Source organism: Streptacidiphilus albus JL83, assembly GCF_000744705.1.
Taxonomy (GTDB): domain Bacteria; phylum Actinomycetota; class Actinomycetes; order Streptomycetales; family Streptomycetaceae; genus Streptacidiphilus; species Streptacidiphilus albus.
Genome location: NZ_JQML01000001.1, coordinates 6,872,062 through 6,898,907 on the forward strand (window position 1 = coordinate 6,872,062; position 26,846 = coordinate 6,898,907).

Here is a 26,846-nt window from a genome sequence, read left to right on the forward strand (position 1 = left end):
ACACATCGTGGGGCAGGCAACAGTGCCGCAACTGGTACTTGACATCAACGGACAGCGAACGACCCTGGAGCCGGGGCGGACCTACACCCTGGGCCGCGACCCGCGCGCGGACGTGACGATCGACGACGCACGGGTCTCCTGGCGCCACGCCAATATCGCTCTTCGGGGCACCGGTTGGGTCTTCGAGGACCTGGGCAGCACCAACGGCACCTTCGCCGACGGCAGCCGGAGCAACGAGGTCCAGCTCGGCGCCGGCACCGTCGTGGTCCTCGGCAACGTCGAGAACGGACCGAGGCTGACCTTCTCGGCCGTGCCCGAGGCGATACCGAACGCGGGACCGAACGCGCGGCCGGGGGAGGACTGGTACGGCGCGAGCACCAGCCGGTACACCCCGGGCACCCCGCAGTCCGAGCAGCCGCCCCAGCAGCAGTACCAGCAGCCCCGGCACCAGCCGCTGCCGCCCCAGCAGCAGTACCAGCAACAGCCGCAGCAGTACCAGCAACAGCCCCAGCAGTACCAGCCGCAGCCGCAGCAGTACCAGCCGTACAGTACGACGCCGCCGCCCGCCGACTTCGGCCCCTCGGTGATCCCCCAGCGGGACGGTATCCAGCAGCCGCAGCACCAACCCCAGCACCAGCCGCAACCGCAGCCGTCCCAGCCCGCGCACCAGCCGGTCTACGGCTCGCGCAACCCGACGATGATCCGCAACCTGGCCGGCGGACTGCGGACCATCCGGATCGGTCGCGGGCTCGACAACGAGCTGGTGGTCTCCGACCTGTCGGTCTCGCGCCACCACGCCGAGCTGCGCCAGCTGGCCGACGGCGGCTACGAGATAGTCGACCTCGACAGCCACAACGGCACCTATGTCAACGGCCAGCCGGTCAACCGGGTGCTGCTCGGCCCCAACGACATCGTCGGCGTCGGCCACTCCACCTTCCGACTGGTCGGCGACCAGCTGGAGGAGTTCGTCGACACCGGCGAGGTCTCCTTCTCGGCCCGCCACCTCCAGGTCAAGGTCCAGCACAAGGGCGCCGAGAAGATCCTGCTGAACAACGTCAGCTTCGGCGTCCCGGAGAAGTCGCTGGTCGCGGTGATCGGCCCGTCGGGTTCGGGCAAGTCGACCCTGCTGCGCGCGCTGACCGGCTACCGCCCGGCCGACAACGGCGACGTCCTCTACGACGGCCGCAACCTGTACAAGCAGTTCGCCGAGCTGCGCCAGCGCATCGGCCTGGTCCCGCAGGACGACATCCTGCACTCGCAGCTGACGGTCCGTACCGCACTGCAGTACGCGGCCGAGCTCCGCTTCCCCGGCGACACCGAGGCCTCCGAGCGTGAGCGCCGGGTGGAGGAGGTGCTGGTCGAGCTGCACCTGGAGAAGCGCGGCGACAACAAGATCACCGCGCTCTCCGGCGGCCAGCGCAAGCGTGTCTCGGTCGCGCTGGAGCTGCTCACCAAGCCCTCGCTGATATTCCTGGACGAGCCCACCTCGGGTCTCGACCCGGGCATGGACCGCGACGTCATGAAGATGCTGCGGAACCTCGCCGACGAGGGCCGCACGGTGCTGGTGGTCACCCACTCGGTGGCCGAACTCGCCATCTGCGACCGGCTGCTGGTGATGGCCCCGGGCGGTTCCGTGGCCTACTTCGGCCCGCCCAAGGAGGCGCTGCACTTCTTCGGCTACGAGACCTGGGCGGACGTCTTCCAGGCCTTCGAGAACTACCCGGACCACGACTGGGCCGGACGTTTCCGCGGCTCGGTGCACTACCAGATGTACTCGGCGGACGTGGAGGCCGTGCAGGCGCAGTCCTCGCCGATCCAGCAGCACCAGAGCCAGCCGCAGAAGCAGCAGGGCTGGTTCTCCCAGCTGTCGACGCTGGTCCGGCGCTACCTCTCGGTGATCGCCTCGGACAAGGGCTTCATCCTGCTGTCGGTGCTGATGCCGGCCGTGCTGGGGGTGGTCAGCATGATCATCCCGGCGCCCAGCGGCCTGACGACCGGCCCCGCGTCGCACAACGGCCTGAACGGCGACGCCCCGACCATTCTGCTGATCATGGCGGTCGGCTCCTGCTTCTCCGGGGCGGCCAACTCGGTCCGTGAGCTGATCAAGGAGCGGGTGATCTACGAGCGGGAGCGCGCGGTCGGCCTCTCCCGCTCCGCCTACCTGATGTCCAAGGTGATCGTGCTGGGTGCGATCAGCATCGTCCAGGGCGTGATCATCGGCGGCATCGGCTTCTCCTCGCGCACCCTGCCCGCCAAGGGCCTGATCATCGCCGGCTCCCCGGCGATCGAGATGACCATCGCGATCATCCTGCTGAGCTTCGCCTCGATGATGTTCGGCCTGGTGATCTCCGCACTGGTGAAGACCGCCGAGAAGACCATGCCGCTACTGGTCATGTTCGCCATCATCCAGGTGGTGTTCACCGGCTGCCTCGGCTTCGCCATCGCCGGCAGCGCCGGACTGGAGCAGGTCGCCTGGCTGATGCCCTCCCGCTGGGCGGTCGGCGCCCTGGCCACCACCACCGACCTGGGGCACCTGATCGGCCCGTTCGCCAGCACCCCGCACTTCGACCCGATGTGGCAGCACACCGCCGCCCAGTGGTTCGTCGACTGCGGCGCGCTGGTGGTCATCAGCGCCGTCCTCGGCTTCGTCGTGCTCCGGCTGCTGCGCCGGCACGAGCCCGAGGTGATGCGTTCCCGCTGACAGCCCGTCAGCCCGCCGCCCCGCCGTTCCGCCGCACAACGGCCCGAGGCCGCGTCCCCGCACCACCGGGGGACGCGGCCCCGGGCCGTTCCGGGGACGGGTCCGGTCGGTCTCCGCCGACCCGGCTCAGTGGTCCAGCAGCAGGTGCAGGTCGCCGAACTCGTGCCAGAGGTAGCGTTCCCGCAGCGCCGCCGCGTAGGAGAGGTCCAGCAGCGGACGTCCGGCCACCGCCTCCAGCATCTGCAGGTGCGAGGCGCGCGGCTCGTGCAGCCCGGTCAGCAGTCCGTCCACCGTGCGGACGCCCCGTTCCGGGGTGACCACCAGCTCGGTCCAGCCGGACGCCGCCCGCAGCGCACCGTCCGCGCCGACAGCTGACTCCAGTGCCCGGACGGCGGTCGTGCCCACGGCGACCACCCGGGAGCCGGCCGCCCGCGCGGCGGTCACCGCCCGGGCGGTCGACCCGGGCACCTCGAACCACTCCGCGTAGGGCGGCTCCCCGGCCTCGGCCGAGGCCACCCCGGTGTGCAGGGTGATCGGCACCACCAGCACGCCCCGGCTGACCAGCCGGGTGACCAGCTCCGGCGTGAACGGCCGTGCTGCGCTGGGCATTTCGGCCGATCCGGCGGCCGCCGGGGTCGGTGACGGACCCAGCGCCTCGGTCAACGCCCGGGCGAAGACCGTCTGGTAGGCCGAGGCCGGACGGTCGGCGTCGGTGTAGGCGTAGCGGATCGGCCGCCCGTGCCGTTCCAGGTAGGCCACCGGGTCGGCGACGGCGAACCGCGCCCGGCGCAGCCGCCCGCTCACCGACCCGAGCAGCGCCAGCTCCGCGCCGCCGGCCAGCCGGACCGCCGCCCCCGGGAGCTCGGCCGACCGCTGCCGGGTGCTGCCCCGGCCGTCCGGGGTCCGCAGTTCGACCACCCACTCCGTCGCCGACCGCCGGGTCGAGAAGTGGACCACGACCGGCTCGCCGGTGGTCGGGACGGTCCCGTCCACGGCCGCCGAGAGGGTGGACGAGACGTTGACCACCAGCACGTCGCCGGGGTCCAGCAGCCGTGGCAGCTCGCCGAAGGCGTGGTGCCCGACGGTGTGCGCGCCCCGGCGCGCGACCAGCAGCCGCACATCGTCCCGTCCCCGACCGCGTTCCTCGGGCGGGGCGGTCGCCTCCAGCTCCGGGGGCAGTTCGAAGCCGTCCAGTTCGAACCCGTCCAGTTCGAAGCGGTCGGGGTCGGGGCCGTCCGGCACGGGACCGGCCCGGTGCCCGGCGCGGTCCCCGCGCTTCCCACCGCTGCGGCCGTCCTTGGCCGGACCCCCGGACCAGGAGCCGGACAGGTCGGTGGACCGGACCGGCTGGACGCTCTTCACCGCGCCCCCAGCAGGTCCGCGACGGTCCGTCGGCCGCTGGGACCGCCGCTGCCGATCAGCGTCAGCAGGGCCGGCACCGCCGCCTCATCCGGCAGTGGACGCGAGTCGGCGTCCGCGTCGTCGGGCACGGCCGCCGCGTACATCGCGGTCCGCATGTCGCCCGGGTCCACCGACCACACCCGCAGCCCCGGCTCCTCCAGCGCCAGTACGGCCGACCAGTGGTCCAGCGCCGCCTTGCTCGCGCCGTAGCCGCCCCAGTCCGGGTAGGCCTCGACCGCCGCGTCCGAGCTGATGTTCAGCACCGCCCCGGCCGCGGCCGCCCGGAGCAGCGGCAGGGCCTCGACGGTCAGCGCCAGCGGCGCGACCGTGTTGACCTCCAGCGCCTGCCGGAAGCCGGCCACCGGCAGATCCGCCAGCGGGCGCAGCGGTTCCGCACCGAGCACGCTGGCGTTGTTCACCAGCAGGTCGAGCCCGCCCAGTCGGTGCGCGGCGGCGACCAGCGCGCTGCGGTGCGCCGGGTCGGTGACGTCCCCCGGCAGCCCGAGCACGGTCGCGCCGGGCCCGGCCGAGGACCGCGCCTGCCCGGCCACCCCGCCCAGCGCCTCCGCTCCGCGTGCGTCCAGCACCAGCGACCAGCCCCGATCGGCGAGGGCCAGGGCCAGTGCCCGGCCGAGTCCGCGCGACGCCCCGGTGACGATTGCGACAGCCATGCTCTGCTTCCTCCCGTGAGACCGTGATCAGCTGTGACCGCGATCAGTTGTGACCGTGAAAAGCTGCGGTCGGCTTCGACGCTAGGCGCGGGCCGGGCGGGGCACCTCGGTCCCGGGCCAACCGCGGGCACCGCCCTTCGACCTACGACCGATGGCCCGCTCCGACGCTCCCACAAGCCCGATACCGCGACGATCACTCGGCGGTACGGTGGCCACATGTCCGAAGCCGCGCCACCACCCGAATCCGGGTGCGCACCGCCCTACGTCCAGCAGGGGGCCGTCTACGGCCCGTGCCTGGGCGGCATCGAAGCGATCAGTACGGCCGTGCTCGCGATGAGCAAGCACCTGGAGGTGCGCGAGGTGCTGCAGCGCATCGTCAGCTCGGCGCGCACCCTCCTCGGCGCCCGGTACGCGGCGCTCGGCGTCCCGGACGACAACGGCGGCTTCGCCCAGTTCGTGGTCGACGGCATCAGCGACGAGCAGTGGCGGGCCATCGGCCCGCTGCCCCGGCAGCACGGCATCCTCGGCGCGATGATGCACGAGGCCACCCCCCAGCGGCTGGCCGACCTGCGGGAGGACCCCCGCTTCGAGGGCTGGCCGCAGGCCCACCCGGACATGAAGGCCTTCCTGGGCATGCCCATCGCCGACGGCGACGAGATCCTCGGCGCGATCTTCCTGGCCGACAAGGAGGAGGCCGACAAGGAGGGCGGCTCCGCGCCGGACGCGGGCTTCACCGCCGACGACGAGTACCTGCTCCGCATCCTCGCCTCGCACGCCGCCATCGCCCTCACCAACGCCCGCCTCTACGAGCGCAGCCGCGAGCTCACCCTGGTCGGCGAGCGCGCCCGGATCGCCCACGAGCTGCACGACGCCGTCTCGCAGAAGCTGTTCTCGCTCCGGCTGACCGCCCAGGCCGCCTCCGCCCTGGTCACCCGCGACCCGGACCGGGCCAGGGCCGAGCTGGCCGAGGTCTCCCGGCTCGCCGCCGAGGCCGCCGACGAGCTGCGCAGCGTCGTGGTGGAGCTGCGCCCGGCCGCACTGGACGAGGACGGACTGCTGCCGACCCTGGTCTCCCACGTCGAGGTGCTGGACCGGGCCCACAGCGCGAGCGTCGGCTTCAGCCACGACCGGATCCGTGCGCTGCCGCCGGCCCAGGAGGAGGCGGTGCTCCGGGTCGCCCAGGAGGCCCTGCACAATGCGCTGCGGCACTCCGGCGCGGCCTCGGTCCAGGTCGAGTTGCGGACCGCCGCCGGCGGTCGCGGGGCCCGGCTGTCTGTCTGCGACGACGGGCGCGGCTTCGAGCCCGAGCAGGTCCGCCGCGCCGGGCGGCACCTGGGCCTGGTGTCCATGCGGGACCGTGCGGCCGGTGTCGGCGGCACGCTGCGGATCGAGTCGGCCCCGGGCAAGGGGACCGTGGTGGAACTGGAGGTTCCCGGTGGCTGAGGGCCGGATCAGAGTGCTGGTCGTCGACGACCACCAGGTCGTCCGGCGCGGGCTGCGGACCTTCCTGGAGGTCCAGGACGACATCGAGGTGGTCGGCGAGGCCGCCGACGGCGCGGAGGGCGTCGCCCTGGCCGAGGAGCTGCACCCGGACGTGGTGCTGATGGACGTGAAGATGCCGGGCACCGACGGCATCGAGGCGCTGCGGCTGCTGAAGGCGGCCGGCAACCCGGCCCGGGTGCTGGTGGTCACCAGCTTCACCGAGCACCGCACCGTCGTCCCCGCGCTCCGGGCCGGCGCCGCCGGGTACGTCTACAAGGACGTCGACCCGGAGGCGCTGGCCGGCGCGATCCGCTCGGTCCACGCCGGGCACGTGCTGCTCCAGCCGGAGCTGGCCGGCGCGCTGCTGGCCGACGACACGGTCCGGCCGCCGCAGGGGCGCGGCGGCACCCTGACCGAGCGCGAGCAGGAGGTGCTGGGCCATATCGCGGACGGCCGCTCCAACCGCGAGATCGCCCGGGTGCTGCACCTGTCGGAGAAGACGGTGAAGACCCATGTCTCCAACATCCTGATGAAGCTGGATCTGGCGGACCGGACCCAGGCGGCGCTCTGGGCGGTCCGCAACGGCGCCGCCCGCTGAGGCGCGCCCGCACGGCCCGAGTCCCGCGCAGCCCGAGTCCCGCGCAGCCCGAGTCCCCGCAGGGTCAGTCCCGGACGGGCTCGTCCACCAGCGCGTTGTACGCCGCGACCTGGGCCCGCCGGGCGATCCGGTCCAGCGGGCGGATCGCCTCGGCCCTGGCCGCCATCTCCCCGGCGCTCACCGCCGCGCCCTCGCTGGCCGAGGCCAGCGAGAGCAGCGCCCGCACCTGCCGGGCCGACTCCAGCACCCGGACCGCGCGCGGGGGGTAGCCGGGGGCGAGCAGCATCGGCTGGCTGCGCCGGCGGTAGGCCTCCAGCGCCCGCTGCACCGCGGGACCGCCGCCGGCGACGTCCAGCCGCATCAGCGTCGCGGTGGCGTCCCGCAGCCCCTGGGCGAGCTCCCGTTCCGCGTCCCGCAGTTGCGGGACGTCGGCCGGGACGCCCTCGGCCACCGGCTGCACCCGCCAGAACACCCGGGTCAGCCGGTCCCCGGGCGGGCCGACCAGCTGTACCTCGGGCAGCAGGCCGAGCGTGGTCCGTCCCACCGTCAGCACCGCCTCGCCGACCGCCAGCGCCTGCTCGTTGAACCCGGCCGGGCCGGTCAGGCCGAGCGGGTGGCCCGGGGCGGGCAGCGCCAGCCGGAAACCGGTCACGCCCAGCGCGCGCAACGCGCCGATGGCGAAGCCCGGGGCGACACCCGTGTCCGCCGCTGCTCCGCCGTCCGTTGTGCCGCCTGTTCCGCCGTCCGGGAGCCCGACCACCCGGTGACCGTCGTCACGTCCCCGAATCGCCGTGCCGGCGTCGTCGGGGGAGCCGAAGCCGCCCAGGACCGCGTTGCCCCAGGCGGCCAGTCGCCCCGATCGGGGTTCGTCGAATACGTCGTCGGGACGGCCGTTGCCGGAGATCTGCACCATGAGGCCCAAGCCTACGAACAACTCGCACACCTTCGTGGCGTAGGTTTTCCCTGTGCCGTTCGCCGCGCTGCCAACCGTGGCGTGCGCGAAACGTGTGAATGTCGACAAAACTCGCACTCTGCATTGGGGAAGGCGTACGCAATGAGCGACGTGCTCGAGCTGGTGGACGTATCGGTGGTGCGGGACGGCCGCGCGCTGGTGGAGCAGGTGTCCTGGGCCGTTGCCGAGGGGGAGCGGTGGGTCATCCTCGGTCCCAACGGCGCCGGCAAGACCACGCTGCTCCAGGTCGCCTCCTCGTATCTCTTCCCCTCCAGCGGCACCGCCGTGATCCTCGGCGAGAAGCTGGGCGGCGTCGACGTCTTCGACCTCCGCCCCCGGATCGGGCTGGCCGGCGCCGCCATGGCGGACAAGCTGCCGCGCCGTCAGACCGTGCTGGAGACGGTTCTCACCGCCGCCTACGGCATGACCGCGACCTGGCGCGAGACCTACGAGCAGCCCGACGAGGACCGCGCCCGGCTGCTGCTCGACCTGCTCGGCATGGCCGAGTACACCGACCGCCGCTTCGGCACCCTCTCCGAGGGCGAGCGCAAGCGCACCCTGATCGCCCGCGCGCTGATGACCGACCCCGAGCTGCTGCTGCTCGACGAGCCGGCCGCAGGCCTGGACCTCGGCGGCCGCGAGGACCTGGTCCGCCGCCTCGGCGCGCTGGCCCGCGACCCGCAGGCGCCCGCCATGGTCATGGTCACCCACCATGTCGAGGAGATCCCCCCCGGCTTCACCCATGTGCTGATGATCCGTCAGGGCAAGGTGCTGGCGGCCGGCCCGCTCGCCGAGGCGCTGACCCCGCGCAACCTCTCGCTCTGCTTCGGCCTGCCGCTGACCCTGGAGCAGCAGGACGACCGCTGGTCCGCACGCGGCCTGCCGCTGCGTTAACTCACCGCCGCCGTCCTCCCGTTCCTCGGGACGACCTGCGCAAACCCCTCTCCCAACCGGTCTCCGCACGCCTACGATGGACAAGTGGAGAACTGGATCTGGTGGCTCGTCGTCGCGGCGGCGCTCGGCGTCCCCCTGACGATCACGGCGCTGCCCGAGTTCGGCATGTTCGCGGTCGGAGCCGCCGCGGCCGCACTGACCGGTGGCCTCGGCGCGGGCACGATCGCCCAGTTCTCCGTCTTCCTCGTGGTCTCCGTCGCCCTCCTCGTCTTCGTCCGCCCGATCGCCCTGCGGCACCTGCGCCAGGGGCCGCGGGTCCGGATGGGCATCGAGGCACTCCACGGCGCCGGCGCGCTCGTCCTGGAACAGGTCGACGAGCACGGCGGCCGGATCAAACTCCAGGGCGAGGTCTGGTCGGCCCGCTCCTACGAACCAGGACGCGTCTTCGCCCCCGGCGAGCAGGTCAGCGTCGCGCAGATCGAGGGCGCAACGGCCCTCATCATCTAGAGCCAGACGAGGGCGCGCCGTCGACCGTCGCACCCCGACGAAGCAGTCCCGACGAAACGTGTCCGCCGACGAGACCGGCATCCCGGCCCAACCGCCACCGATGCCACTGCCCCGAACGGCCGCCCCGGAAGGCGGTCGAGGATCGCTATGAGGGAGTCCTTGTGCAACCCGTGATCATCGTCCTGATCATCCTGGTCGTAGTGGCGTTCATCGCCCTGATGCGGACCATCCAGGTGATCCCGCAGGCGAGCGCGGCGATCGTGGAGCGGTTCGGCCGCTACACCCGCACCCTCAACGCGGGCCTCAACATAGTCGTGCCGTTCATCGACACCATCCGCAACCGGATAGACCTCCGCGAGCAGGTCGTGCCGTTCCCGCCGCAGCCGGTGATCACCCAGGACAACCTGGTGGTGAACATCGACACCGTCATCTACTACCAGGTCACCGACGCCCGCGCGGCCACCTACGAGGTCGCCAGCTACATCCAGGCGATCGAGCAGCTCACCGTCACCACGCTCCGCAACATCATCGGCTCCATGGACCTTGAGTCCACCCTGACCTCCCGCGAGACCATCAACGCCGGGCTGCGCGGCGTGCTGGACGAGGCCACCGGCAAGTGGGGGATCCGGGTCAACCGGGTCGAGCTGAAGGCCATCGAGCCGCCGACCTCCATCCAGGACTCGATGGAGAAGCAGATGCGCGCCGACCGTGACAAGCGCGCCGCGATCCTCACCGCCGAGGGCGCCCGGCAGGCCCAGATCCTCACCGCCGAGGGCCAGAAGCAGGCCGAGGTGCTGCGCGCCGAGGGCCAGGCCCAGGCCGCGGTGCTGCGCGCCGACGGTGAGGCCGCCGCCATCCGCACCGTCTTCGAGGCCATCCACGAGGGCGACGCCGACCAGAAGCTGCTCGCCTACCAGTACCTGCAGACCCTGCCGGAGATCGCCAAGGGCGACGCCAACAAGCTCTGGATCATCCCCAGCGAGATCGGCGACGCGCTCAAGGGCATCGGCGGCGCCTTCACCGGCCTCACCCCCAACGGCGCCCCGGCCGCCCCGGCGTTCCCGGTCGACCACGCCGCCGACAACGGCGGTCCGCGCCTGGAGAAGCGCCGCGAGTACCCGGAGATCGACCCCGAGTAGCCGCCGGAGCCGTGGGGCGGCGCATGTGCGTCCCTCACGGCGGCGCGTGGATCCGTCCCGGATGGCGGTCGTTCCGCCCCTCCACCCCGGCCAGTGGTGCATGATCGGAGCCGCAACCACAGCCGGGCCGGAGGGGCACAACCATGTCACCGTGGGAAGCAGTCGCCGTCGTCGCGGCCGGACTCGGCGCCGGAACCATCAACACCATCGTCGGTTCCGGAACCCTCATCACCTTCCCGGTGCTGCTCGCCTTCGGGCTGCCGCCGGTCACCGCCAACGTCTCCAACACCCTCGGCCTGGTCCCCGGAGCGATCAGCGGGGCACTCGGCTACCGTGCCGAACTCAAGGGCCAACGTTCCCGGTTGCTCCGCCTCGGCACCGCCTCCACCCTCGGCGGCCTGCTCGGCGCCATCCTGTTGCTGGTTCTGCCGGCCGACGCGTTCAAGGCGATCGTCCCGGTCCTGATCGGCATAGCACTGGTGCTGGTCGTCGCCCAGCCCTGGCTCGCCAAGCGCCTCGCGGCCCGCCCGGACGGCTCGACCCATGCCGAGGGCGGAGTCGCGCTGCTGCTCGGCATCTTCGCCACCGGCATCTACGGCGGATACTTCGGCGCCGCCCAGGGCGTGCTGCTGCTCGGCCTGATGGGCTCACTGCTCAACGAGGAACTGCAGCGGATCAACGCGGCCAAGAACATCCTGGCCGTGCTGGTCAACGGCGTCGCCGCGATCGTCTTCCTGTTCGTGGCCCCGATCGACTGGACCGCCGCGCTGCTGATCGCCATCGGTTCCGTCGTCGGCGGACAGATAGGCGCCCGGGTCGGACGCCGACTGCCGCCGGTCGCCCTACGTGGGCTGATCGTCGTCGTCGGCCTCGTCGCCATCGCCAAACTGCTGCTCGGCTGACGGCCGCCGAGCCGCCCGGGACACCCGCAGCGGACGGGGTCACCGGGCAGCCGTGAGATGCTGACAGGCGAATCGTGAGGGCGGCGGGAGTAGACGGACACCATGGAGAGCGAACCCGACTACGGCCAGTACTGGCAACCTGACAGCCAGTCGGCGGAGGGCTACGGGCAGCAGCAGCCACCCGGCTACGAGCAGCAGCAGCCCGCCCCGCAGCCGCAGCAGGAGCAACAGCAGTACGGCTACACCGACTACAGCGGCTACGACGGCCGTGCCGCCGGGTACGCGGATTACCCGGCGCAGCCCGGCGACCCGTACGCCCAGCAGTACCCGGCGCCGTACCCGCCGGAGCCGTACGCCCAGGAGTACCCGCAGCAGCAGTACGCGCAGGAATACGCGCAGGACTATGCCCAGCAGTACGCGGAGCAGTTCGCGGCCCAGTACCCGGCCGCGCCCGACACCACCGGCACGCCGGACCCCGCGAGCGGCGGCATAGCCGCCGAGGCCGGTCCTGCTGCCGACCTCGCCGCCGACCCCACCGACCCCGAGCTCGGAGCCGCTGCCGCGGCCCCGTCCGGCGCGGTCGCATCGGGCGCCGGTCGTGCCTCCCGCCGGGGCGGCCGGGGCCGGGGCACCGCCCCCGGCGAGGCAGCCGCCGCCGACGGCTCCGGCAGGCTCGCCGGGGCCGGATCGGACTCCGGCGCCGAAGGCTTCAACCTGGCCCGGCTCCTCGCCGTCGCCACCGGCCGGGCCCCGGGCACCGACCGCAAGGTGTTCCTGACCCGCGCCGTTCTCGGCGCGACCGCGCTGGTCGTCCTGTGCGTGGCCGGCTACGCCGTGGCCGGCGGCGGCTCCGGGCCCAAGCACTCGCCGGCACCCGGCGTCCCCGCCCAGGCCGACCTCTCCACCGGTCACACCAAGTCCTGGGCCGCGCCCGCCGACACCGGCGCGACCAACGGCAACGACGGCCTCGTCGGCTCCTGGCTGCTCAGCTCCGCGGTGGTCCGCGGCGACGGCATGGGCGTGACCGCCTACAACGCCACCAGCGGCAGCCCGCTGTGGACGGTGGCCCCGCCCAGCGCCGGTGCGGTCCCCTGCGCCATGTCGCAGAGCGTCGGCTCGACGGGCATCGGCGCCGTCCTCTACCAGGCCGGGGCCGGCGCCAAGCAGGCGTGCAACGAGATCGTCGCCGTCGACACCACCACCGGCAAGCAGGCGTGGACGGCGCAGCTCACCACCGCCTCCCAGCTCACCACCTCCTCCGTCGCGGTCGAGGGCACCCAGGTCGTCGCGGTCGGCAGCACCGGCGCGATCGGCTTCAACGCCGGTACCGGCAAGCAGAGCTGGACCTACGGCGGCCCGGGCAAGTACTGCGCCCTGACCGGCAACGCGACCGGAAGCGTGCTGCTGCTGCAGAGCACCTGCGCCGACTCCAACCCGAAGCAGCAACTGCTCTCCGTCAGCGCGGACACCGGCAAGGTCGCCTGGTGGCGCGGCCTGCCCGAGAACGCGGCCTCCTACACCGTGCTGTCGGCGAACCCGGCGGTGGTCTCGGTCCACATGGCGACGTCGGCCCAGGACACCGTGCTGTCGTTCAGCGCGACCGGCGACAGCCAGGCGACGATCCCGGTCGCCCAGACCGGCGGGCAGCTGGACGACGTCGACGGCAGCTTCGCCCCGGTGCCGGCGCTCTTCTTCCAGGGCAACACCATGATCGCCGAGCTCAGCCCGACCACCACCGGCGGCGCCACCACCCCGAGCACCTCGACCGGGGCTCCCGGGGCCGCCACCGCCGTCACCGGCTCGGGTCTGGTCAGCGCCTTCGACCTGGTCAGCGGAAAGCCGCTGTGGCAGAACGCCCCCATCGAGAAGGGCCAGACCTCCCTGGTCGGCCTGGACGGCGCGAGCGCGGTGGTCGCCACCGAGGAGCGGATCGGGCAGCCCGCCCGGCTCAGCCACTTCGACCTCGGCACCGGCAAGGAGACGGCCGGCGGTTCCTTCCCACAGGCCACCGGCTCGTTGCTGACCTCGGGACGGGTGCTCTACCAGGGCAACCAGGTGTTCACGCTGCCGCAGTTCACCAGCACCTACAGCACGGCGGTCACCGCCTACTCGTCGGCCTCGTCCGGCTGAGTCACGCGGGCAGGGAGTCGTCGGCCCGCCCCCCGTACGGGCCGACGACCGCAGGGCCGGTCTGCTGTCACCGCGTCACGCGGGCAGCGGCAGCCAGTCCGGCAGTTCGTCCCGCTCGGCGCCGAGCGCCAGCAGCAGCGCCGCCTCCGGCGTCGGCTCGAACGGGGTGACCAGCAGCTGCATCCCGGCCTGCTCCGGCGTGCGGTCGGCCTTGCGGTGGTTGTCGGCGGCGCAGGCCGCCACGGTGTTCAGCCAGGTGTCGCCGCCCCCGCGCGAGCGGGGCAGAACGTGGTCGATCGTGGTGGCCTTCCGCCCGCAGTAGGCGCACCGGTGCCCGTCCCGGACCAGGACCCCCCGCCGTGACCAGACCGCCCGTTGTCGGAACGGCACCCGGACGTAGCGGCGCAGTCTGATCACCCGGGGCAGCGGCAGTTCCACCGAGGCGGCCCGGACCAGGCGAAGTGGGTGCGCGTGCTCGACCACGGCCTTCTCCTGGAGCACCAGGACGACGGCGCGCTGCAGCGACACCGTCGACAGCGGCTCGTATCCCGCGTTCAGCACCAGCGTGTTGCGCATCCCGACCACCTCCCAGACAGAGCACCGCCCCCACGGCGGTGGTCCCACTGTGAGGGCGGTGCGGTGCCTGGGACAACGCAATTTCGCGCGTACGAGCGAGTCGGTCAGCCCTGCTCGTACTCGGCGATCACCTGGGCCCGGCCCAGGCTGTGGAACCGCAGGTTGAAACCGACGGCGGCGGGCGAGGTGTCGGCGTCCGGGCCCAGCTTCTCCTGGTCCACGGCGTAGACGGTGAAGACGTAGCGGTGCGGACCGTCCCCGGGCGGCGGTGCGGCCCCGCCGAAGTCCCGGCTGCCGTAGTCGTTGCGGACGTGGACGGCGCCTGCGGGCAGCCCGGTGAAGTCGCCGCTCCCGGCGCCCGTCGGCAGCTCGGTCACCTCGGCGGGGATGTCGAACAGCGACCAGTGCCAGAACCCGCTGCCGGTCGGCGCGTCCGGATCGAAGCAGGTGACCGCGTAGCTCTTGGTCCCGGCCGGGGCACCGGTCCAGCTCAGCTGCGGGGAGGTGTTGCCCGCGGCGTAGACGTGCGCCTCGGGCAGGACGCCGTCCGCGGTGAAGTCCGTGCTGGTCACCGTGAACTCGGCGACCGGCGGATGGAAGGCATGGGGAAGGGGCCGTCGACTCGACTCCGACACTTCGTCAACCTCCTGGGTGGTGGGGGGATGCGTGTTGGGGGATGTTCCCGCCGCCCACACTAACCGCGCCCGACGCTCCGGCTGCAGTAGCCTCGGGAGCCATGTCTGCCGACCAGCCCGACCGAACCCCGCTCGCCCGGTCGTTCTTCGACCGGCCCTCCCGACTGGTCGCCCCCGAGCTGCTGGGCCGCATCCTGGTGTGCACCCTGCCCGAGGGCGCCGTCGAGCTCCGGCTCACCGAGGTCGAGGCGTACGAGGGGCCGGACGATCCGGCGTCCCACGCCTACCGGGGCCGCACGCCGCGCAACGCCGTGATGTTCGGCGACCCCGGCCATGTCTACGTCTACTTCACCTACGGCATGCACTACTGCATGAACCTGGTCACCGGACCCGGCCGGGACGCCTCCGCCGTGCTGCTCCGGGCCGGTGAGGTGGTCTCCGGCGTCGAACTGGCGCAGAGCCGCCGCAGCAACTCGCGCCGGGCCGCCGACCTGGCCTCGGGACCGGCCCGGCTGACGCTCGCCCTCGGCGTCGACCGCTCCCGGGACGGCGCCGACGCCTGTGCGCCCTCCGGCTCACCCTTCCGGGTCCTGGCCGGCTCCCCGCCCCCGCCGGAGCGGATCGCGGCGGGCCCGCGCACCGGCATCGCCCAGGCGATGGACCGTCCGCTGCGGTTCTGGCTGCGGGACGACCCGACCGTCAGTCCCTATCGCCGGCACACCCCGCGCACCCGCAGCTGAACCCGTACGGACCCTGTCGGCCGAAGTGCAATTGATTGGCGTCGACCCCGTAGTCTCGGACACGCTGAGCGGACGCAGTCGGCCGGGACTTCCGCCGACAGGGACTTCTGCCGACAGGGACCGAGGAGACGCGAGACCGTGACGGACATCGTCGACGAGCTGAAGTGGCGTGGGCTGATCGCCCTTTCCACCGACGAGGACGCATTGCGCAAGGCATTCGCGGACGGCCCGGTCACGTTCTATTGCGGATTCGACCCGACGGCCCCCAGCCTGCACATGGGAAACCTGGTGCAGCTGATCACCATGCGCCGCATCCAGGATGCGGGCCACTTCCCGCTGCCACTGGCCGGCGGCGCCACCGGCCTCATCGGCGACCCCCGCCCGACCTCCGAGCGCACGCTGAACGAGCCGGAGACCGTGGCGGCCTGGGCCGAGCGCTTCCGCGGCCAGTTCGAGCGCTACCTCGACTTCGAGGGCCCCTTCGCGGCCCGTATCGTCAACAACCTCGACTGGACCTCCGGGCTCTCGGCGATCTCCCTGCTGCGCGACATCGGCAAGTACTTCCGGGTCAATACGATGATCGCCAAGGAGGCCGTCGCCCGCCGACTGAACTCCGACGCCGGCATCAGCTACACCGAGTTCAGCTACCAGGTCCTCCAGGGCATGGACTACCTGGAGCTCAACCGCCGCTACGGCTGCACCCTGCAGACCGGCGGCAGCGACCAGTGGGGCAACCTCACCGCCGGCACCGAGCTGATCCGCAAGGCGGAGGGCCGTGTCGTCCACGCCCTCGGCACCCCGCTGGTCACCAAGGCGGACGGCACCAAGTTCGGCAAGACCGAGACCGGCACGCTCTGGCTCGACCCGGAGCTGACCACGCCGTACGCCTTCTACCAGTTCTGGCTCAACGCGGACGACCGTGACGTGGTCAGCTACCTGCGCATCTTCACCTTCCGCAGCCAGGAGGAGATCGCCGAGCTGGAGCGCCTCACCGCCGAGCAGCCGGCCGCCCGTGCCGCCCAGCGCGCCCTGGCCGAGGACGTCACCGTCCTGGTCCACGGCCAGGAGCAGTACGCCAGTGCCGTCGCCGCGTCGAAGGCGCTGTTCGGCCAGGGCGACCTGGCGGACCTCGACGCCCCGACCCTGGCCGCCGCCGTCGCCGAGCTCCCGCACGTCGAGGTCGACGAACTCGGGCTGCTGGTGGACCTGTTCGCCGCCACCGGACTGGTCGCCAGCAAGTCGGCCGCCCGCCGGGCGGTCAAGGAGGGCGGGGCCTACCTCAACAACCAGAAGATCGCCGACGAGGAGGCCGTGCCCACCGAGGCCGACCTGCTGCACGGCCGCTGGCTGCTCCTCCGCCGGGGCAAGCGCAGCCTCGCCGCGGTGCAGCTGAACCGCGGCTGAGCTGCGACTACTCCATCGGAGACACCATCGGCGGCGAAGATCCAAAAAGATCTTCGCCGCCGATGTTTGACGTGGCGAGATGGAGCGTCTAGTGTTGGGCGAGTCGCCTGATTCGGGCAGTTGTGTCGTACGAGGCATCGCCTCGCCGCATCCGCCCTCTCGTGACCACACGCAGATCTTCTTCGCCCACTCTATTGATCCATCCGGTGTCGGCATATGCCTTGGCAGCGGTGGTCGATTTTGCATGCGAATTGGATGCCGATTTCATGGCTTCCGGAATATGCGGTAATGTGGTCCGGGTCGCAGAGCGACAACCCGCTCAGGTGGGTGGCAGAAACGAAAACAAACCGGTTCGACCGGGTGAATCGGATCTGCTAAGCTAAACAACGAAGAACGAACGAAGCGCTCGGAGAGACCGGTGAAAGGGTCTTGAAGAAAGCGTCCGTTCCTTGAGAACTCAACAGCGTGCCAAAAGTCAACGCCAAATGTTGATACCCCGTCCGGCCACATCATGTGGACGGTCGAGGTTCCTTTGGGAAAAACTGTAGTAAACACTAGCGAGGACGCAGTGCACGGGATCGGCTATTCCGCCGGTCGCTGTGCCGCTCAACGCGAGTGCGATCGGGATATCCCGAGAACATTCACGGAGAGTTTGATCCTGGCTCAGGACGAACGCTGGCGGCGTGCTTAACACATGCAAGTCGAACGGTGAAGCCCTTCGGGGTGGATCAGTGGCGAACGGGTGAGTAACACGTGGGCAATCTGCCCTGCATTCTGGGACAAGCCTTGGAAACGAGGTCTAATACCGGATACGACGCATCCCCGCATGGGGTGTGCGTGGAAAGCTCCGGCGATGCAGGATGAGCCCGCGGCCTATCAGCTTGTTGGTGGGGTAATGGCCTACCAAGGCGACGACGGGTAGCCGGCCTGAGAGGGCGACCGGCCACACTGGGACTGAGACACGGCCCAGACTCCTACGGGAGGCAGCAGTGGGGAATATTGCACAATGGGCGAAAGCCTGATGCAGCGACGCCGCGTGAGGGATGACGGCCTTCGGGTTGTAAACCTCTTTCAGCAGGGAAGAAGCGCAAGTGACGGTACCTGCAGAAGAAGCACCGGCTAACTACGTGCCAGCAGCCGCGGTAATACGTAGGGTGCGAGCGTTGTCCGGAATTATTGGGCGTAAAGAGCTCGTAGGCGGCTTGTCACGTCGGATGTGAAAGCCCGGGGCTTAACTCCGGGTCTGCATTCGATACGGGCAGGCTAGAGTGTGGTAGGGGAGATCGGAATTCCTGGTGTAGCGGTGAAATGCGCAGATATCAGGAGGAACACCGGTGGCGAAGGCGGATCTCTGGGCCATTACTGACGCTGAGGAGCGAAAGCGTGGGGAGCGAACAGGATTAGATACCCTGGTAGTCCACGCCGTAAACGTTGGGAACTAGGTGTGGGTCACATTCCACGTGGTCCGCGCCGCAGCTAACGCATTAAGTTCCCCGCCTGGGGAGTACGGCCGCAAGGCTAAAACTCAAAGGAATTGACGGGGGCCCGCACAAGCAGCGGAGCATGTGGCTTAATTCGACGCAACGCGAAGAACCTTACCAAGGCTTGACATATACCGGAAACGGCCAGAGATGGTCGCCCCCTTGTGGTCGGTATACAGGTGGTGCATGGTTGTCGTCAGCTCGTGTCGTGAGATGTTGGGTTAAGTCCCGCAACGAGCGCAACCCTCGTTCTGTGTTGCCAGCGAGTAATGTCGGGGACTCACAGGAGACTGCCGGGGTCAACTCGGAGGAAGGTGGGGACGACGTCAAATCATCATGCCCCTTATGTCTTGGGCTGCACACGTGCTACAATGGCCGGTACAATGAGCTGCGATACCGCGAGGTGGAGCGAATCTCAAAAAGCCGGTCTCAGTTCGGATTGGGGTCTGCAACTCGACCCCATGAAGTCGGAGTTGCTAGTAATCGCAGATCAGCATTGCTGCGGTGAATACGTTCCCGGGCCTTGTACACACCGCCCGTCACGTCACGAAAGTCGGTAACACCCGAAGCCGGTGGCCTAACCCGCAAGGGAAGGAGCTGTCGAAGGTGGGACCAGCGATTGGGACGAAGTCGTAACAAGGTAGCCGTACCGGAAGGTGCGGCTGGATCACCTCCTTTCTAAGGAGCTCTTCTCCCGGCTTCGGTCGGGCAGAGGGCCAGTACACCGGCGACTGTCCGGTGCTGGTTCGCTCATGGGTGGAACGTTGACTATTCGGCACGGTTGGTCCTTGTCTGTCAGTACTGCGCTTCGGCGCGTGGAACGCAGGTCGGGGTTGGCCGTTCCGGGCACGTTGTTGGGTCCTGAGGGCACGGCCGCAAGGTCTGTCTTCGGTACGCCGGCCCCAGTGAACCTTGCCTGCTTGTCGGGTGGGGGTGATGGGTGGCTGGTCGTTGCTTGAGAACTGCACAGTGGACGCGAGCATCTGTGGCCAAGTTTTTAAGGGCGCACGGTGGATGCCTTGGCACTAGGAACCGATGAAGGACGTGGGAGGCCGCGATAGGCCCCGGGGAGCTGTCAACCGAGCTTTGATCCGGGGGTGTCCGAATGGGGAAACCCGGCAGTCGTCATGGGCTGTCACCCGCTGCTGAACACATAGGCAGTGTGGAGGGAACGCGGGGAAGTGAAACATCTCAGTACCCGCAGGAAGAGAAAACAACCGTGATTCCGAGAGTAGTGGCGAGCGAAATCGGATGAGGCTAAACCAGTCATGTGTGATACCCGGCAGGGGTTGCGTGGCTGGGGTCGTGGGAAAATTCTTGATCGGTCTGCCGGCCGGTCGGAGAGTCAGAAACCGTATGGGTAGTCGAAGGACATGCGAAAGGTCCGGCGTAGAGGGTAAGACCCCCGTAGACGAAACCTGTACGGCTCTCTTGAGTTTCTCCCAAGTAGCACGGAGCCCGAGAAATTCCGTGTGAATCTGGCGGGACCACCCGCTAAGCCTAAATATTCCCTAGTGACCGATAGCGGACAGTACCGTGAGGGAATGGTGAAAAGTACCGCGGGAGCGGAGTGAAATAGTACCTGAAACCGTGTGCCTACAAGCCGTGGGAGCGTCGCCGGCGTTTTCGGACGACCGGTCGTGACTGCGTGCCTTTTGAAGAATGAGCCTGCGAGTTTGCGGTGTGTTGCGAGGTTAACCCGTGTGGGGTAGCCGTAGCGAAAGCGAGTCCGAATAGGGCGGTTTAGTAGCGCGCCCAAGACCCGAAGCGGAGTGATCTAGCCATGGGCAGGTTGAAGCGCGGGTAAGACCGTGTGGAGGACCGAACCCACCAGGGTTGAAAACCTGGGGGATGACCTGTGGTTAGGGGTGAAAGGCCAATCAAACTCCGTGATAGCTGGTTCTCCCCGAAATGCATTTAGGTGCAGCGTCGCGTGTTTCTTGCCGGAGGTAGAGCACTGGATAGGCGATGGGCCCCACCGGGTTACTGACCTTAGCCAAACTCCGAATGCCGGTAAGTGAGAGCGCGGCAGTGAGACTGTGGGGGATAAGCTCCATGGTCGAGAGGGAAACAGCCCAGAACACCGGCTAAGGCCCCTAAGCGTGTGCTAAGTGGGAAAGGATGTGGAGTCGCAGAGACAACCAGGAGGTTGGCTTAGAAGCAGCCACCCTTTAAAGAGTGCGTAATAGCTCACTGGTCAAGTGATTCCGCGCCGACAATGTAGCGGGGCTCAAGTACACCGCCGAAGCCGTGTCATTGCAGCTTAACTCCTAACGGGGGCTGTGATGGGTAGGGGAGCGTCGTGTGCCGGGTGAAGCGGCGGCGGAAGCCAGTCGTGGACGGTATACGAGTGAGAATGCAGGCATGAGTAGCGATACAAGAGTGGGAAACTCTTGCGCCGATTGACCAAGGGTTCCTGGGTCAAGCTGATCTGCCCAGGGTAAGTCGGGACCTAAGGCGAGGCCGACAGGCGTAGTCGATGGACAACGGGTTGATATTCCCGTACCCGCTTTGAAGCGCCAACGTCGAACCCGGTAATGCTAAAGCCGTGAAGCCGTCTCGGATCCTTCGGGTGATGAGGAGTGGTGGAGCCGCTGACCCAAGCTGGTAGTAGGTGAGCGATGGGGTGACGCAGGAAGGTAGTCCAGCCCGGGCGGTGGTAGTCCCGGGGTAAGGGTGTAGGCCGTGTGGTAGGCAAATCCGCCACACATGAAGGCTGAGACCTGATGCCGAGCCGATTGTGGTGAAGTGGATGATCCTATGCTGTCGAGAAAAGCCTCTAGCGAGTTTCATGGCGGCCCGTACCCCAAACCGACTCAGGTGGTCAGGTAGAGAATACCGAGGCGTTCGGGTGAACTATGGTTAAGGAACTCGGCAAAATGCCCCCGTAACTTCGGGAGAAGGGGGGCCGGAACTGGTGACGAGTCTTGCACTCCGAGCTGGGGCCGGCCGCAGAGACCAGCGAGAAGCGACTGTTTACTAAAAACACAGGTCCGTGCGAAGCCGTAAGGCGATGTATACGGACTGACGCCTGCCCGGTGCTGGAACGTTAAGGGGACCGGTTAGTTCTGTTTCGACGGAGCGAAGCTGAGAACTTAAGCGCCAGTAAACGGCGGTGGTAACTATAACCATCCTAAGGTAGCGAAATTCCTTGTCGGGTAAGTTCCGACCTGCACGAATGGCGTAACGACTTCTCGACTGTCTCAACCATAGGCCCGGTGAAATTGCATTACGAGTAAAGATGCTCGTTTCGCGCAGCAGGACGGAAAGACCCCGGGACCTTTACTATAGCTTGATATTGGTGTTCGGTTCGGCTTGTGTAGGATAGGTGGGAGACTTTGAAGCGGCCACGCCAGTGGTTGTGGAGTCGTCGTTGAAATACCACTCTGGTCGTGCTGGATGTCTAACCTGGGTCCGTGATCCGGATCAGGGACAGTGTCTGGTGGGTAGTTTAACTGGGGCGGTTGCCTCCTAAAATGTAACGGAGGCGCCCAAAGGTTCCCTCAGCCTGGTTGGCAATCAGGTGTTGAGTGTAAGTGCACAAGGGAGCTTGACTGTGAGACCGACGGGTCGAGCAGGTGCGAAAGCAGGGACTAGTGATCCGGCGGTGGCTTGTGGAAGCGCCGTCGCTCAACGGATAAAAGGTACCCCGGGGATAACAGGCTGATCTTCCCCAAGAGTCCATATCGACGGGATGGTTTGGCACCTCGATGTCGGCTCGTCGCATCCTGGGGCTGGAGTAGGTCCCAAGGGTTGGGCTGTTCGCCCATTAAAGCGGTACGCGAGCTGGGTTTAGAACGTCGTGAGACAGTTCGGTCCCTATCCGCTGCGCGCGCAGGAGTCTTGAGAAGGGCTGTCCCTAGTACGAGAGGACCGGGACGGACGAACCTCTGGTGTGCCAGTTGTCCTGCCAAGGGCATGGCTGGTTGGCTACGTTCGGGAGGGATAACCGCTGAAAGCATCTAAGCGGGAAGCCTGCTTCGAGATGAGGACTCCCACCACCATTGAGTGGGTAAGGCTCCCAGTAGACGACTGGGTTGATAGGCCGGATGTGGAAGCCCTGTGAGGGGTGGAGCTGACCGGTACTAATAGGCCGAGGGCTTGTCCATAGTTGCTACGCGTCCACTGTACAGTTCCCGGGTTGCGAACAGCCCCGGTGAGCGTGTTGACCTCAGGTCAGCACACCACAATTGAAGAGAGTGTTCGCTGAACACCCGATAGGGTTTCGGTGGTCATAGCGTGAGGGAAACGCCCGGTTACATCCCGAACCCGGAAGCTAAGCCTCACAGCGCCGATGGTACTGCAGGGGGGACCCTGTGGGAGAGTAGGACGCCGCCGAACAATCATTCAGAGCCGCGGCCCCAGCGATTCGCTGGGGCCGCGGCTTTTTTGTTTTCTGTCTTTGGCGGACCGAGTAGTAGTGGTCCGCTGCCTGTGCGCGGCAGTTGGCCGAGTGCGGGACAATGATGTGACGGCGCCAGAGCCTCGATGGCCGGCGCCAGGATGTTTCAGTGATCAGAAGGAGTCGAGGCAATGTCGAACCCCCCTCAGGGACGCCCGGAGCGCCGCTCGGGCGACGGATCGCAGGGCGCTGGGGGCGCGGGCCGGCGTGACTCCCGCGGTGGCAGCTACAACCGCGATGACCGTGGGCCGCGTCGTGACGACCGCCCGACCTCCGGTGGCGGCGGCTTCCGCCGCGATGACCGCCCGTCGTCCGGTGGCGGCTTCCGCCGCGACGACCGCCCCTCCTCGGGTGGCGGCTTCAACCGCGACGACCGTGGCCCGCGTCGTGACGACCGTCCCTCCTCCGGTGGTGGCGGCTTCCGTCGCGATGACCGCCCCTCCGGCGGCGGCTTCAACCGTGACGACCGTCCCCGCACCGGTGGCTACAACCGCGATGACCGTCCGTCGTCCGGTGGCGGCTTCCGTCGCGATGACCGGCCGTCAGGTGGTGGCTTCAACCGCGACCGTGACGACCGTCCGCGCAGCGGCGGGTTCAACCGCGACGACCGTGCGCCGCGTCGCGACGACCGCCCGTCGACCAGTGGCGGCGGCTTCCGCCGCGACGACCGCCCCTCTTCGGGCGGCGGCGGCTTCCGCCGTGACGAGCGTCCGTCGTCCGGCGGCGGCTTCCGCCGTGATGACCGCCCCTCTTCGGGTGGTGGCTTCAACCGCGACCGTGACGACCGTCCCCGTACCGGTAGCTTCAACCGTGACGACCGTCCTTCGTCCGGTGGTGGCTTCAACCGTGACCGGGACGACCGTCCGCGCAGCGGCGGGTTCAACCGTGACGACCGTGCGCCGCGTCGTGACGACCGCCCCTCCACCGGTGGTGGGTTCCGTCGCGACGACCGCCCGTCCTCGGGTGGCGGCTTCAACCGCGACCGTGACGATCGTCCGCGCAGCGGCGGGTTCAACCGCGATGACCGCCCGCGTACCGGTGGCTTCAACCGTGACGACCGTCCGTCGTCCGGTGGTGGGTTCCGTCGCGATGACCGGCCGTCCTCGGGTGGTGGGTTCCGTCGTGACGACCGGCCTTCGTCCGGTGGTGGCTTCAACCGTGACCGGGACGACCGTCCGCGCAGTGGCGGCTTCAACCGCGATGACCGTGCGCCGCGTCGTGACGACCGCCCGTCCACCGGTGGTGGGTTCCGTCGTGACGAGCGTCCGTCGTCCGGTGGCGGCTTCAACCGTGACGACCGTGCGCCGCGTCGCGACGACCGTCCCTCCACGGGTGGTGGGTTCCGTCGTGACGACCGTCCGTCGTCCGGTGGCGGCTTCAACCGCGACCGGGACGACCGTCCGCGCAGTGGCGGCTTCAACCGTGACGACCGTCCGTCGTCCGGTGGTGGGTTCCGTCGCGATGACCGGCCGTCAGGTGGTGGCTTCAACCGTGACCGGGACGACCGTCCGCGCAGCGGTGGGTTCAACCGTGACGACCGTGCGCCGCGTCGTGACGACCGCCCGTCCACCGGTGGTGGCTTCCGTCGTGACGAGCGTCCGTCGTCCGGTGGCGGCTTCAACCGTGACGACCGTGCGCCGCGTCGTGACGACCGCCCCTCCACGGGTGGTGGCTTCCGTCGTGACGAGCGTCCGTCGTCCGGTGGCGGCTTCAACCGCGACCGGGACGACCGTGGTGGGCACGGCGACGAGCGTCGGAGCGAGCCGGTCCGCCGGCTGCCGATCGACGAGGACGTCACCGGGCATGAGATCGACGGCGATGTCCGCCAGGAGCTGATGAGCCTGCCGAAGACGCTCGCCGACGACGTCGCCAAGAACCTGGTGATGGTGGCCCGGCTGCTGGACGGGGAGCCCGAGGAGGCGTACGCCTACTCGCGCGTCGCGCTGCGTCTGGCCTCTCGGGTCGCGGCTGTCCGTGAGGCGGCCGGCTTCGCGTCCTATGTGACCGAGCGCTACTCCGAGGCGCTGACGGAGTTCCGGGCGTCGCGTCGGATGACCGGCTCCGCCGACCTGTGGCCGGTCATGGCCGACTGCGAGCGCGGTCTGGGCCGTCCCGAGCGCGCGCTGGAGATGGCGGGTGCGCCCGAGGTCAAGCAGCTCGACAAGGCCGGGCAGATCGAGATGCGCCTGGTTGCTGCGGGTGCCCGCAGCGACATGGAGCAGTTCGACGCCGCCGTGGTCACCCTGGAGTGCGCCGAGCTCGGCTCGAACTCCGTGCAGCCGTGGACCGCGCGTCTGCGCTACGCCTACGCTGACGCGCTGATCGGCGCCGGGCGTGCGGACGAGGCACGCGACTGGTTCGCCAAGGCTGCCGAGGCGGACACCAACGGGTCCACCAACGCGTCCGAGCGCCTGGCCGAGATCGACGGGATCGAGTTCGTCGACGCGCTCGACCCGGAGGTCGAGGTCGAGGACGACGAGAACGGCGCCGAGGCCCAGACCAAGGCCACGGCCGAGGCCGATGTCCGTGACGCCGTCGCCGACGACTCCGACCTGGAGGACCAGGACGACGCCGAGGACGAGGACGACGAGGACGACGCCGAGGACGGGGAGTTCGCGGCCGGCGGCGGCGAGGACTACTACGACGACGACGAGGAGGAGGACGAGGAAGAGGGCTTCAAGGCTCCCTCGGCGTCCCCCTTCCTGGAGCCCGAGCAGAAGTAGGCCCCCAGCAGTGAAGTAGGCAGTGAAGTAGGACTGTGGCCCGCACCGGGATCTCCGGTGCGGGCCACAGTCGTGTTGTGCCGCTTCTCAGCCGAGCAGCAGGCTGCGCAGGACCAGGCCGGTGGCCGGTTTGGGGCCGAAGGACGTGGACTTGCGGGGCATGGTCACACCCTGTTCGGCGAGCCGCCGCACCACGCCCTCGGCGACCGGGTGCAGCAGCACCGCCGTGCCGCCGATCTGCTCGGCCTCACGCACGGCGGCGGCGGCATCGTGCAGGTAGCCGATGTGGTCGGGGTTGTCCGGGACCTTCCAGACCCGGTCGAGCAGGACCGAGTGCAGCACGGTGGCGTCGAGGCGGCGGTACTCCTCCGGGCGGTCGGCCGGGACGGCCGCGTCCAGGGTGGCGGCGTCGGGTCCGGTGACCAGCCGGAAGCGGCCGTCGCCGGTGATCACGAAGGCGTTGAGTCCGGCGTCCTTGGCGGCTTCCAGTGCCGCGAGGGCGGAGTCCAGGGTTCCGCCTCCGGCGTCGCTGACGGTCCAGGAGTCGTCCAGGGCGGACAGTGCCTGCTTGACCGGCAGTTGCAGCAGTACCCGGTGGATCGCACGGACCCGTAGCGGGTAGCGGGCGGTGTCGACGAGCAGGACCAGGCCCCGGTCCCAGGGGCTCTGGGCGAGGTAGCGGTGCTCGCGCTGGAGCCGCAGGTACATGGCCCAGCGGTGGTGGCCGTCGGCGATCAGGGCACGGCAGGTGCTCAGGTCCTTGCTGACGACGGCCTGGTCGCCGGGGTCGGTGACGGCCCAGAGGCGGTGAGTGGTGCCGTCGCTGGTCGTGGTGGTGAGCAGCGGCGGGCCTTCGGCGGCGCGCTCGATGACGTCGGCGGCGCTGCCGTCGCCCCGGTAGGTGAGCAGGATCGGTTCGAGGTTGGCCTTGGTGGTGCGCATCAGGCCGACGCGGTCGGCCACCGGGCGCGGCATCACGTCCTCGTGCGGGAGCACCACCCCGGCCTGGGCGCCGCTGACGGCCAGGGCGCCGATGAGGCCGCGCTGGAGAGTGCCTGCGGTGCCGTTCTCGGCGGGTGTCCGCTGCTCGTACACGTAGAGCGCGGGGTCGGGGTCGGCGGTCAGCACACCCTTGCGCTGCCAGGCGGCGAGTAGGTAGGCGGCGTGGCGGTAGCCGCTTTCGGGGGTCGGTTGGGGGCGGGGCAGGATCAGCCGGACGACGTTGTGGGGGTCGCCGGTCTCCAGTCGCAGCCGTCCGTCGGCGTCGACCACGTCGTAGGGCGGCGAAGTCACCGCCGCGAGTGAGCTGACCTGTTGCGGGTCGTAGCGGAGGCCCCGGAAGGGGGCCAGGGACAGTCCGGCGGCGGCCACTCGGCCCGCGTCGCCGTATCGGGATTCTTCTGCGTCGTCTGCACTGACTGCGCTCACTCTGGGCATGTTAATCGGTATGCCTGGTTGGCTGATCTTCAATCGCTGATCGGGCGGAAAGGAAGCGAGAGGGGTCGCAG

17 protein-coding genes and 3 rRNA genes are annotated in these 26,846 nt (G+C 69.3%); 14 read left to right on the top strand and 6 right to left on the bottom strand.

The annotated features are described in order from the left end of the window. Positions 1-7: 7 nt before the first annotated feature. Positions 8-2,701, top strand: coding sequence for an FHA domain-containing protein (locus BS75_RS30215; RefSeq protein WP_034090530.1), 2,694 nt, complete (start codon positions 8-10; stop codon positions 2,699-2,701). A gap of 126 nt (positions 2,702-2,827) precedes the next feature. Here BS75_RS30215 and BS75_RS30220 read toward each other — a convergent pair whose 3' ends face one another. Beyond that, positions 2,828-3,895 (bottom strand): S-adenosylmethionine:tRNA ribosyltransferase-isomerase, encoded by a 1,068-nt coding sequence (locus tag BS75_RS30220; protein ID WP_152646260.1) that lies wholly within the window; start codon positions 3,893-3,895, stop codon positions 2,828-2,830. A gap of 164 nt (positions 3,896-4,059) precedes the next feature. Next, positions 4,060-4,773: an SDR family NAD(P)-dependent oxidoreductase gene (locus BS75_RS30225; RefSeq protein ID WP_034090531.1), complete on the bottom strand. Its 714-nt coding sequence runs from the start codon at positions 4,771-4,773 to the stop codon at positions 4,060-4,062. A gap of 333 nt (positions 4,774-5,106) precedes the next feature. Here BS75_RS30225 and BS75_RS30230 point away from each other — a divergent pair, with 333 nt between their 5' ends. Together BS75_RS30230 and BS75_RS30235 are read left to right on the top strand one after the other, a co-directional pair. Further along, the gene (locus tag BS75_RS30230) at positions 5,107-6,216 is read left to right on the top strand and encodes a GAF domain-containing sensor histidine kinase (protein WP_231608198.1); all 1,110 of its coding nucleotides are present in this window, start codon (positions 5,107-5,109) and stop codon (positions 6,214-6,216) included. Then, positions 6,209-6,853, top strand: a complete 645-nt coding sequence (locus BS75_RS30235; protein WP_034090532.1) for a response regulator — start codon at positions 6,209-6,211, stop codon at positions 6,851-6,853. Before BS75_RS30230 ends, BS75_RS30235 begins: the two co-directional genes overlap by 8 nt. Before the next feature lie 64 nt (positions 6,854-6,917). On the opposite strand, the gene BS75_RS30240 is transcribed toward BS75_RS30235, so the two are convergent. Continuing rightward, the gene (locus BS75_RS30240; protein WP_042440587.1) at positions 6,918-7,766 is read right to left on the bottom strand and encodes a hypothetical protein; all 849 of its coding nucleotides are present in this window, start codon (positions 7,764-7,766) and stop codon (positions 6,918-6,920) included. Between the two features lie 141 nt (positions 7,767-7,907). On the opposite strand from BS75_RS30240, the gene BS75_RS30245 reads away from it, so the two are divergent. The 5 genes from BS75_RS30245 (at position 7,908) to BS75_RS30265 (ending at position 13,377) form a co-directional block, all read left to right on the top strand. Further along, positions 7,908-8,699: an ABC transporter ATP-binding protein gene (locus BS75_RS30245; protein WP_034090533.1), complete on the top strand. Its 792-nt coding sequence runs from the start codon at positions 7,908-7,910 to the stop codon at positions 8,697-8,699. Between the two features lie 84 nt (positions 8,700-8,783). After that, the gene (locus BS75_RS30250; protein ID WP_034090534.1) at positions 8,784-9,206 is read left to right on the top strand and encodes an NfeD family protein; all 423 of its coding nucleotides are present in this window, start codon (positions 8,784-8,786) and stop codon (positions 9,204-9,206) included. A 161-nt stretch (positions 9,207-9,367) separates the two neighbouring features. Then, positions 9,368-10,345 carry an SPFH domain-containing protein gene (locus BS75_RS30255; protein WP_034090535.1) on the top strand — a complete coding sequence of 326 codons (978 nt, stop codon included), beginning with the start codon at positions 9,368-9,370 and terminating at the stop codon, positions 10,343-10,345. 143 nt (positions 10,346-10,488) lie between these two features. Further along, positions 10,489-11,247, top strand: coding sequence for a sulfite exporter TauE/SafE family protein (locus BS75_RS30260; RefSeq protein WP_034090536.1), 759 nt, complete (start codon positions 10,489-10,491; stop codon positions 11,245-11,247). A 102-nt stretch (positions 11,248-11,349) separates the two neighbouring features. Next, the gene (locus tag BS75_RS30265) at positions 11,350-13,377 is read left to right on the top strand and encodes an outer membrane protein assembly factor BamB family protein (protein ID WP_034090537.1); all 2,028 of its coding nucleotides are present in this window, start codon (positions 11,350-11,352) and stop codon (positions 13,375-13,377) included. 75 nt (positions 13,378-13,452) lie between these two features. Here BS75_RS30265 and BS75_RS30270 read toward each other — a convergent pair whose 3' ends face one another. Further along, on the bottom strand, positions 13,453-13,953 hold the full coding sequence (locus BS75_RS30270; protein ID WP_034090538.1) for an HNH endonuclease: 501 nt from the start codon (positions 13,951-13,953) through the stop codon (positions 13,453-13,455). A 104-nt stretch (positions 13,954-14,057) separates the two neighbouring features. Next, the gene (locus BS75_RS30275; RefSeq protein WP_034090539.1) at positions 14,058-14,588 is read right to left on the bottom strand and encodes a YbhB/YbcL family Raf kinase inhibitor-like protein; all 531 of its coding nucleotides are present in this window, start codon (positions 14,586-14,588) and stop codon (positions 14,058-14,060) included. A 101-nt stretch (positions 14,589-14,689) separates the two neighbouring features. Between BS75_RS30275 and BS75_RS30280 the strand changes: the two genes are divergently transcribed. The 6 genes from BS75_RS30280 (at position 14,690) to BS75_RS52440 (ending at position 25,338) form a co-directional block, all read left to right on the top strand. Next, complete coding sequence (locus BS75_RS30280; RefSeq protein ID WP_034090540.1) at positions 14,690-15,328, top strand: DNA-3-methyladenine glycosylase; 639 nt, start codon at positions 14,690-14,692, stop codon at positions 15,326-15,328. Positions 15,329-15,466: 138 nt separating this feature from the next. Continuing rightward, positions 15,467-16,732, top strand: coding sequence for a tyrosine--tRNA ligase (gene tyrS, locus BS75_RS30285; protein WP_034090541.1), 1,266 nt, complete (start codon positions 15,467-15,469; stop codon positions 16,730-16,732). Between the two features lie 640 nt (positions 16,733-17,372). Further along, positions 17,373-18,891, top strand: a 16S ribosomal RNA gene (locus BS75_RS30290). Positions 18,892-19,200: 309 nt separating this feature from the next. Continuing rightward, positions 19,201-22,322, top strand: a 23S ribosomal RNA gene (locus BS75_RS30295). A gap of 115 nt (positions 22,323-22,437) precedes the next feature. Beyond that, positions 22,438-22,554 (top strand): 5S ribosomal RNA (rrf, locus tag BS75_RS30300). Together the 16S, 23S and 5S rRNA genes form the textbook arrangement of a ribosomal RNA operon. Before the next feature lie 192 nt (positions 22,555-22,746). Next, positions 22,747-25,338 (top strand): tetratricopeptide repeat protein, encoded by a 2,592-nt coding sequence (locus BS75_RS52440; RefSeq protein WP_439654056.1) that lies wholly within the window; start codon positions 22,747-22,749, stop codon positions 25,336-25,338. Positions 25,339-25,425: 87 nt separating this feature from the next. On the opposite strand, the gene BS75_RS30310 is transcribed toward BS75_RS52440, so the two are convergent. Continuing rightward, entirely contained in the window at positions 25,426-26,766 is a 1,341-nt protein-coding gene (locus BS75_RS30310; RefSeq protein WP_408022562.1) for a DUF1015 family protein, read from the bottom strand. Between the last annotated feature and the right edge of the window lie 80 nt (positions 26,767-26,846).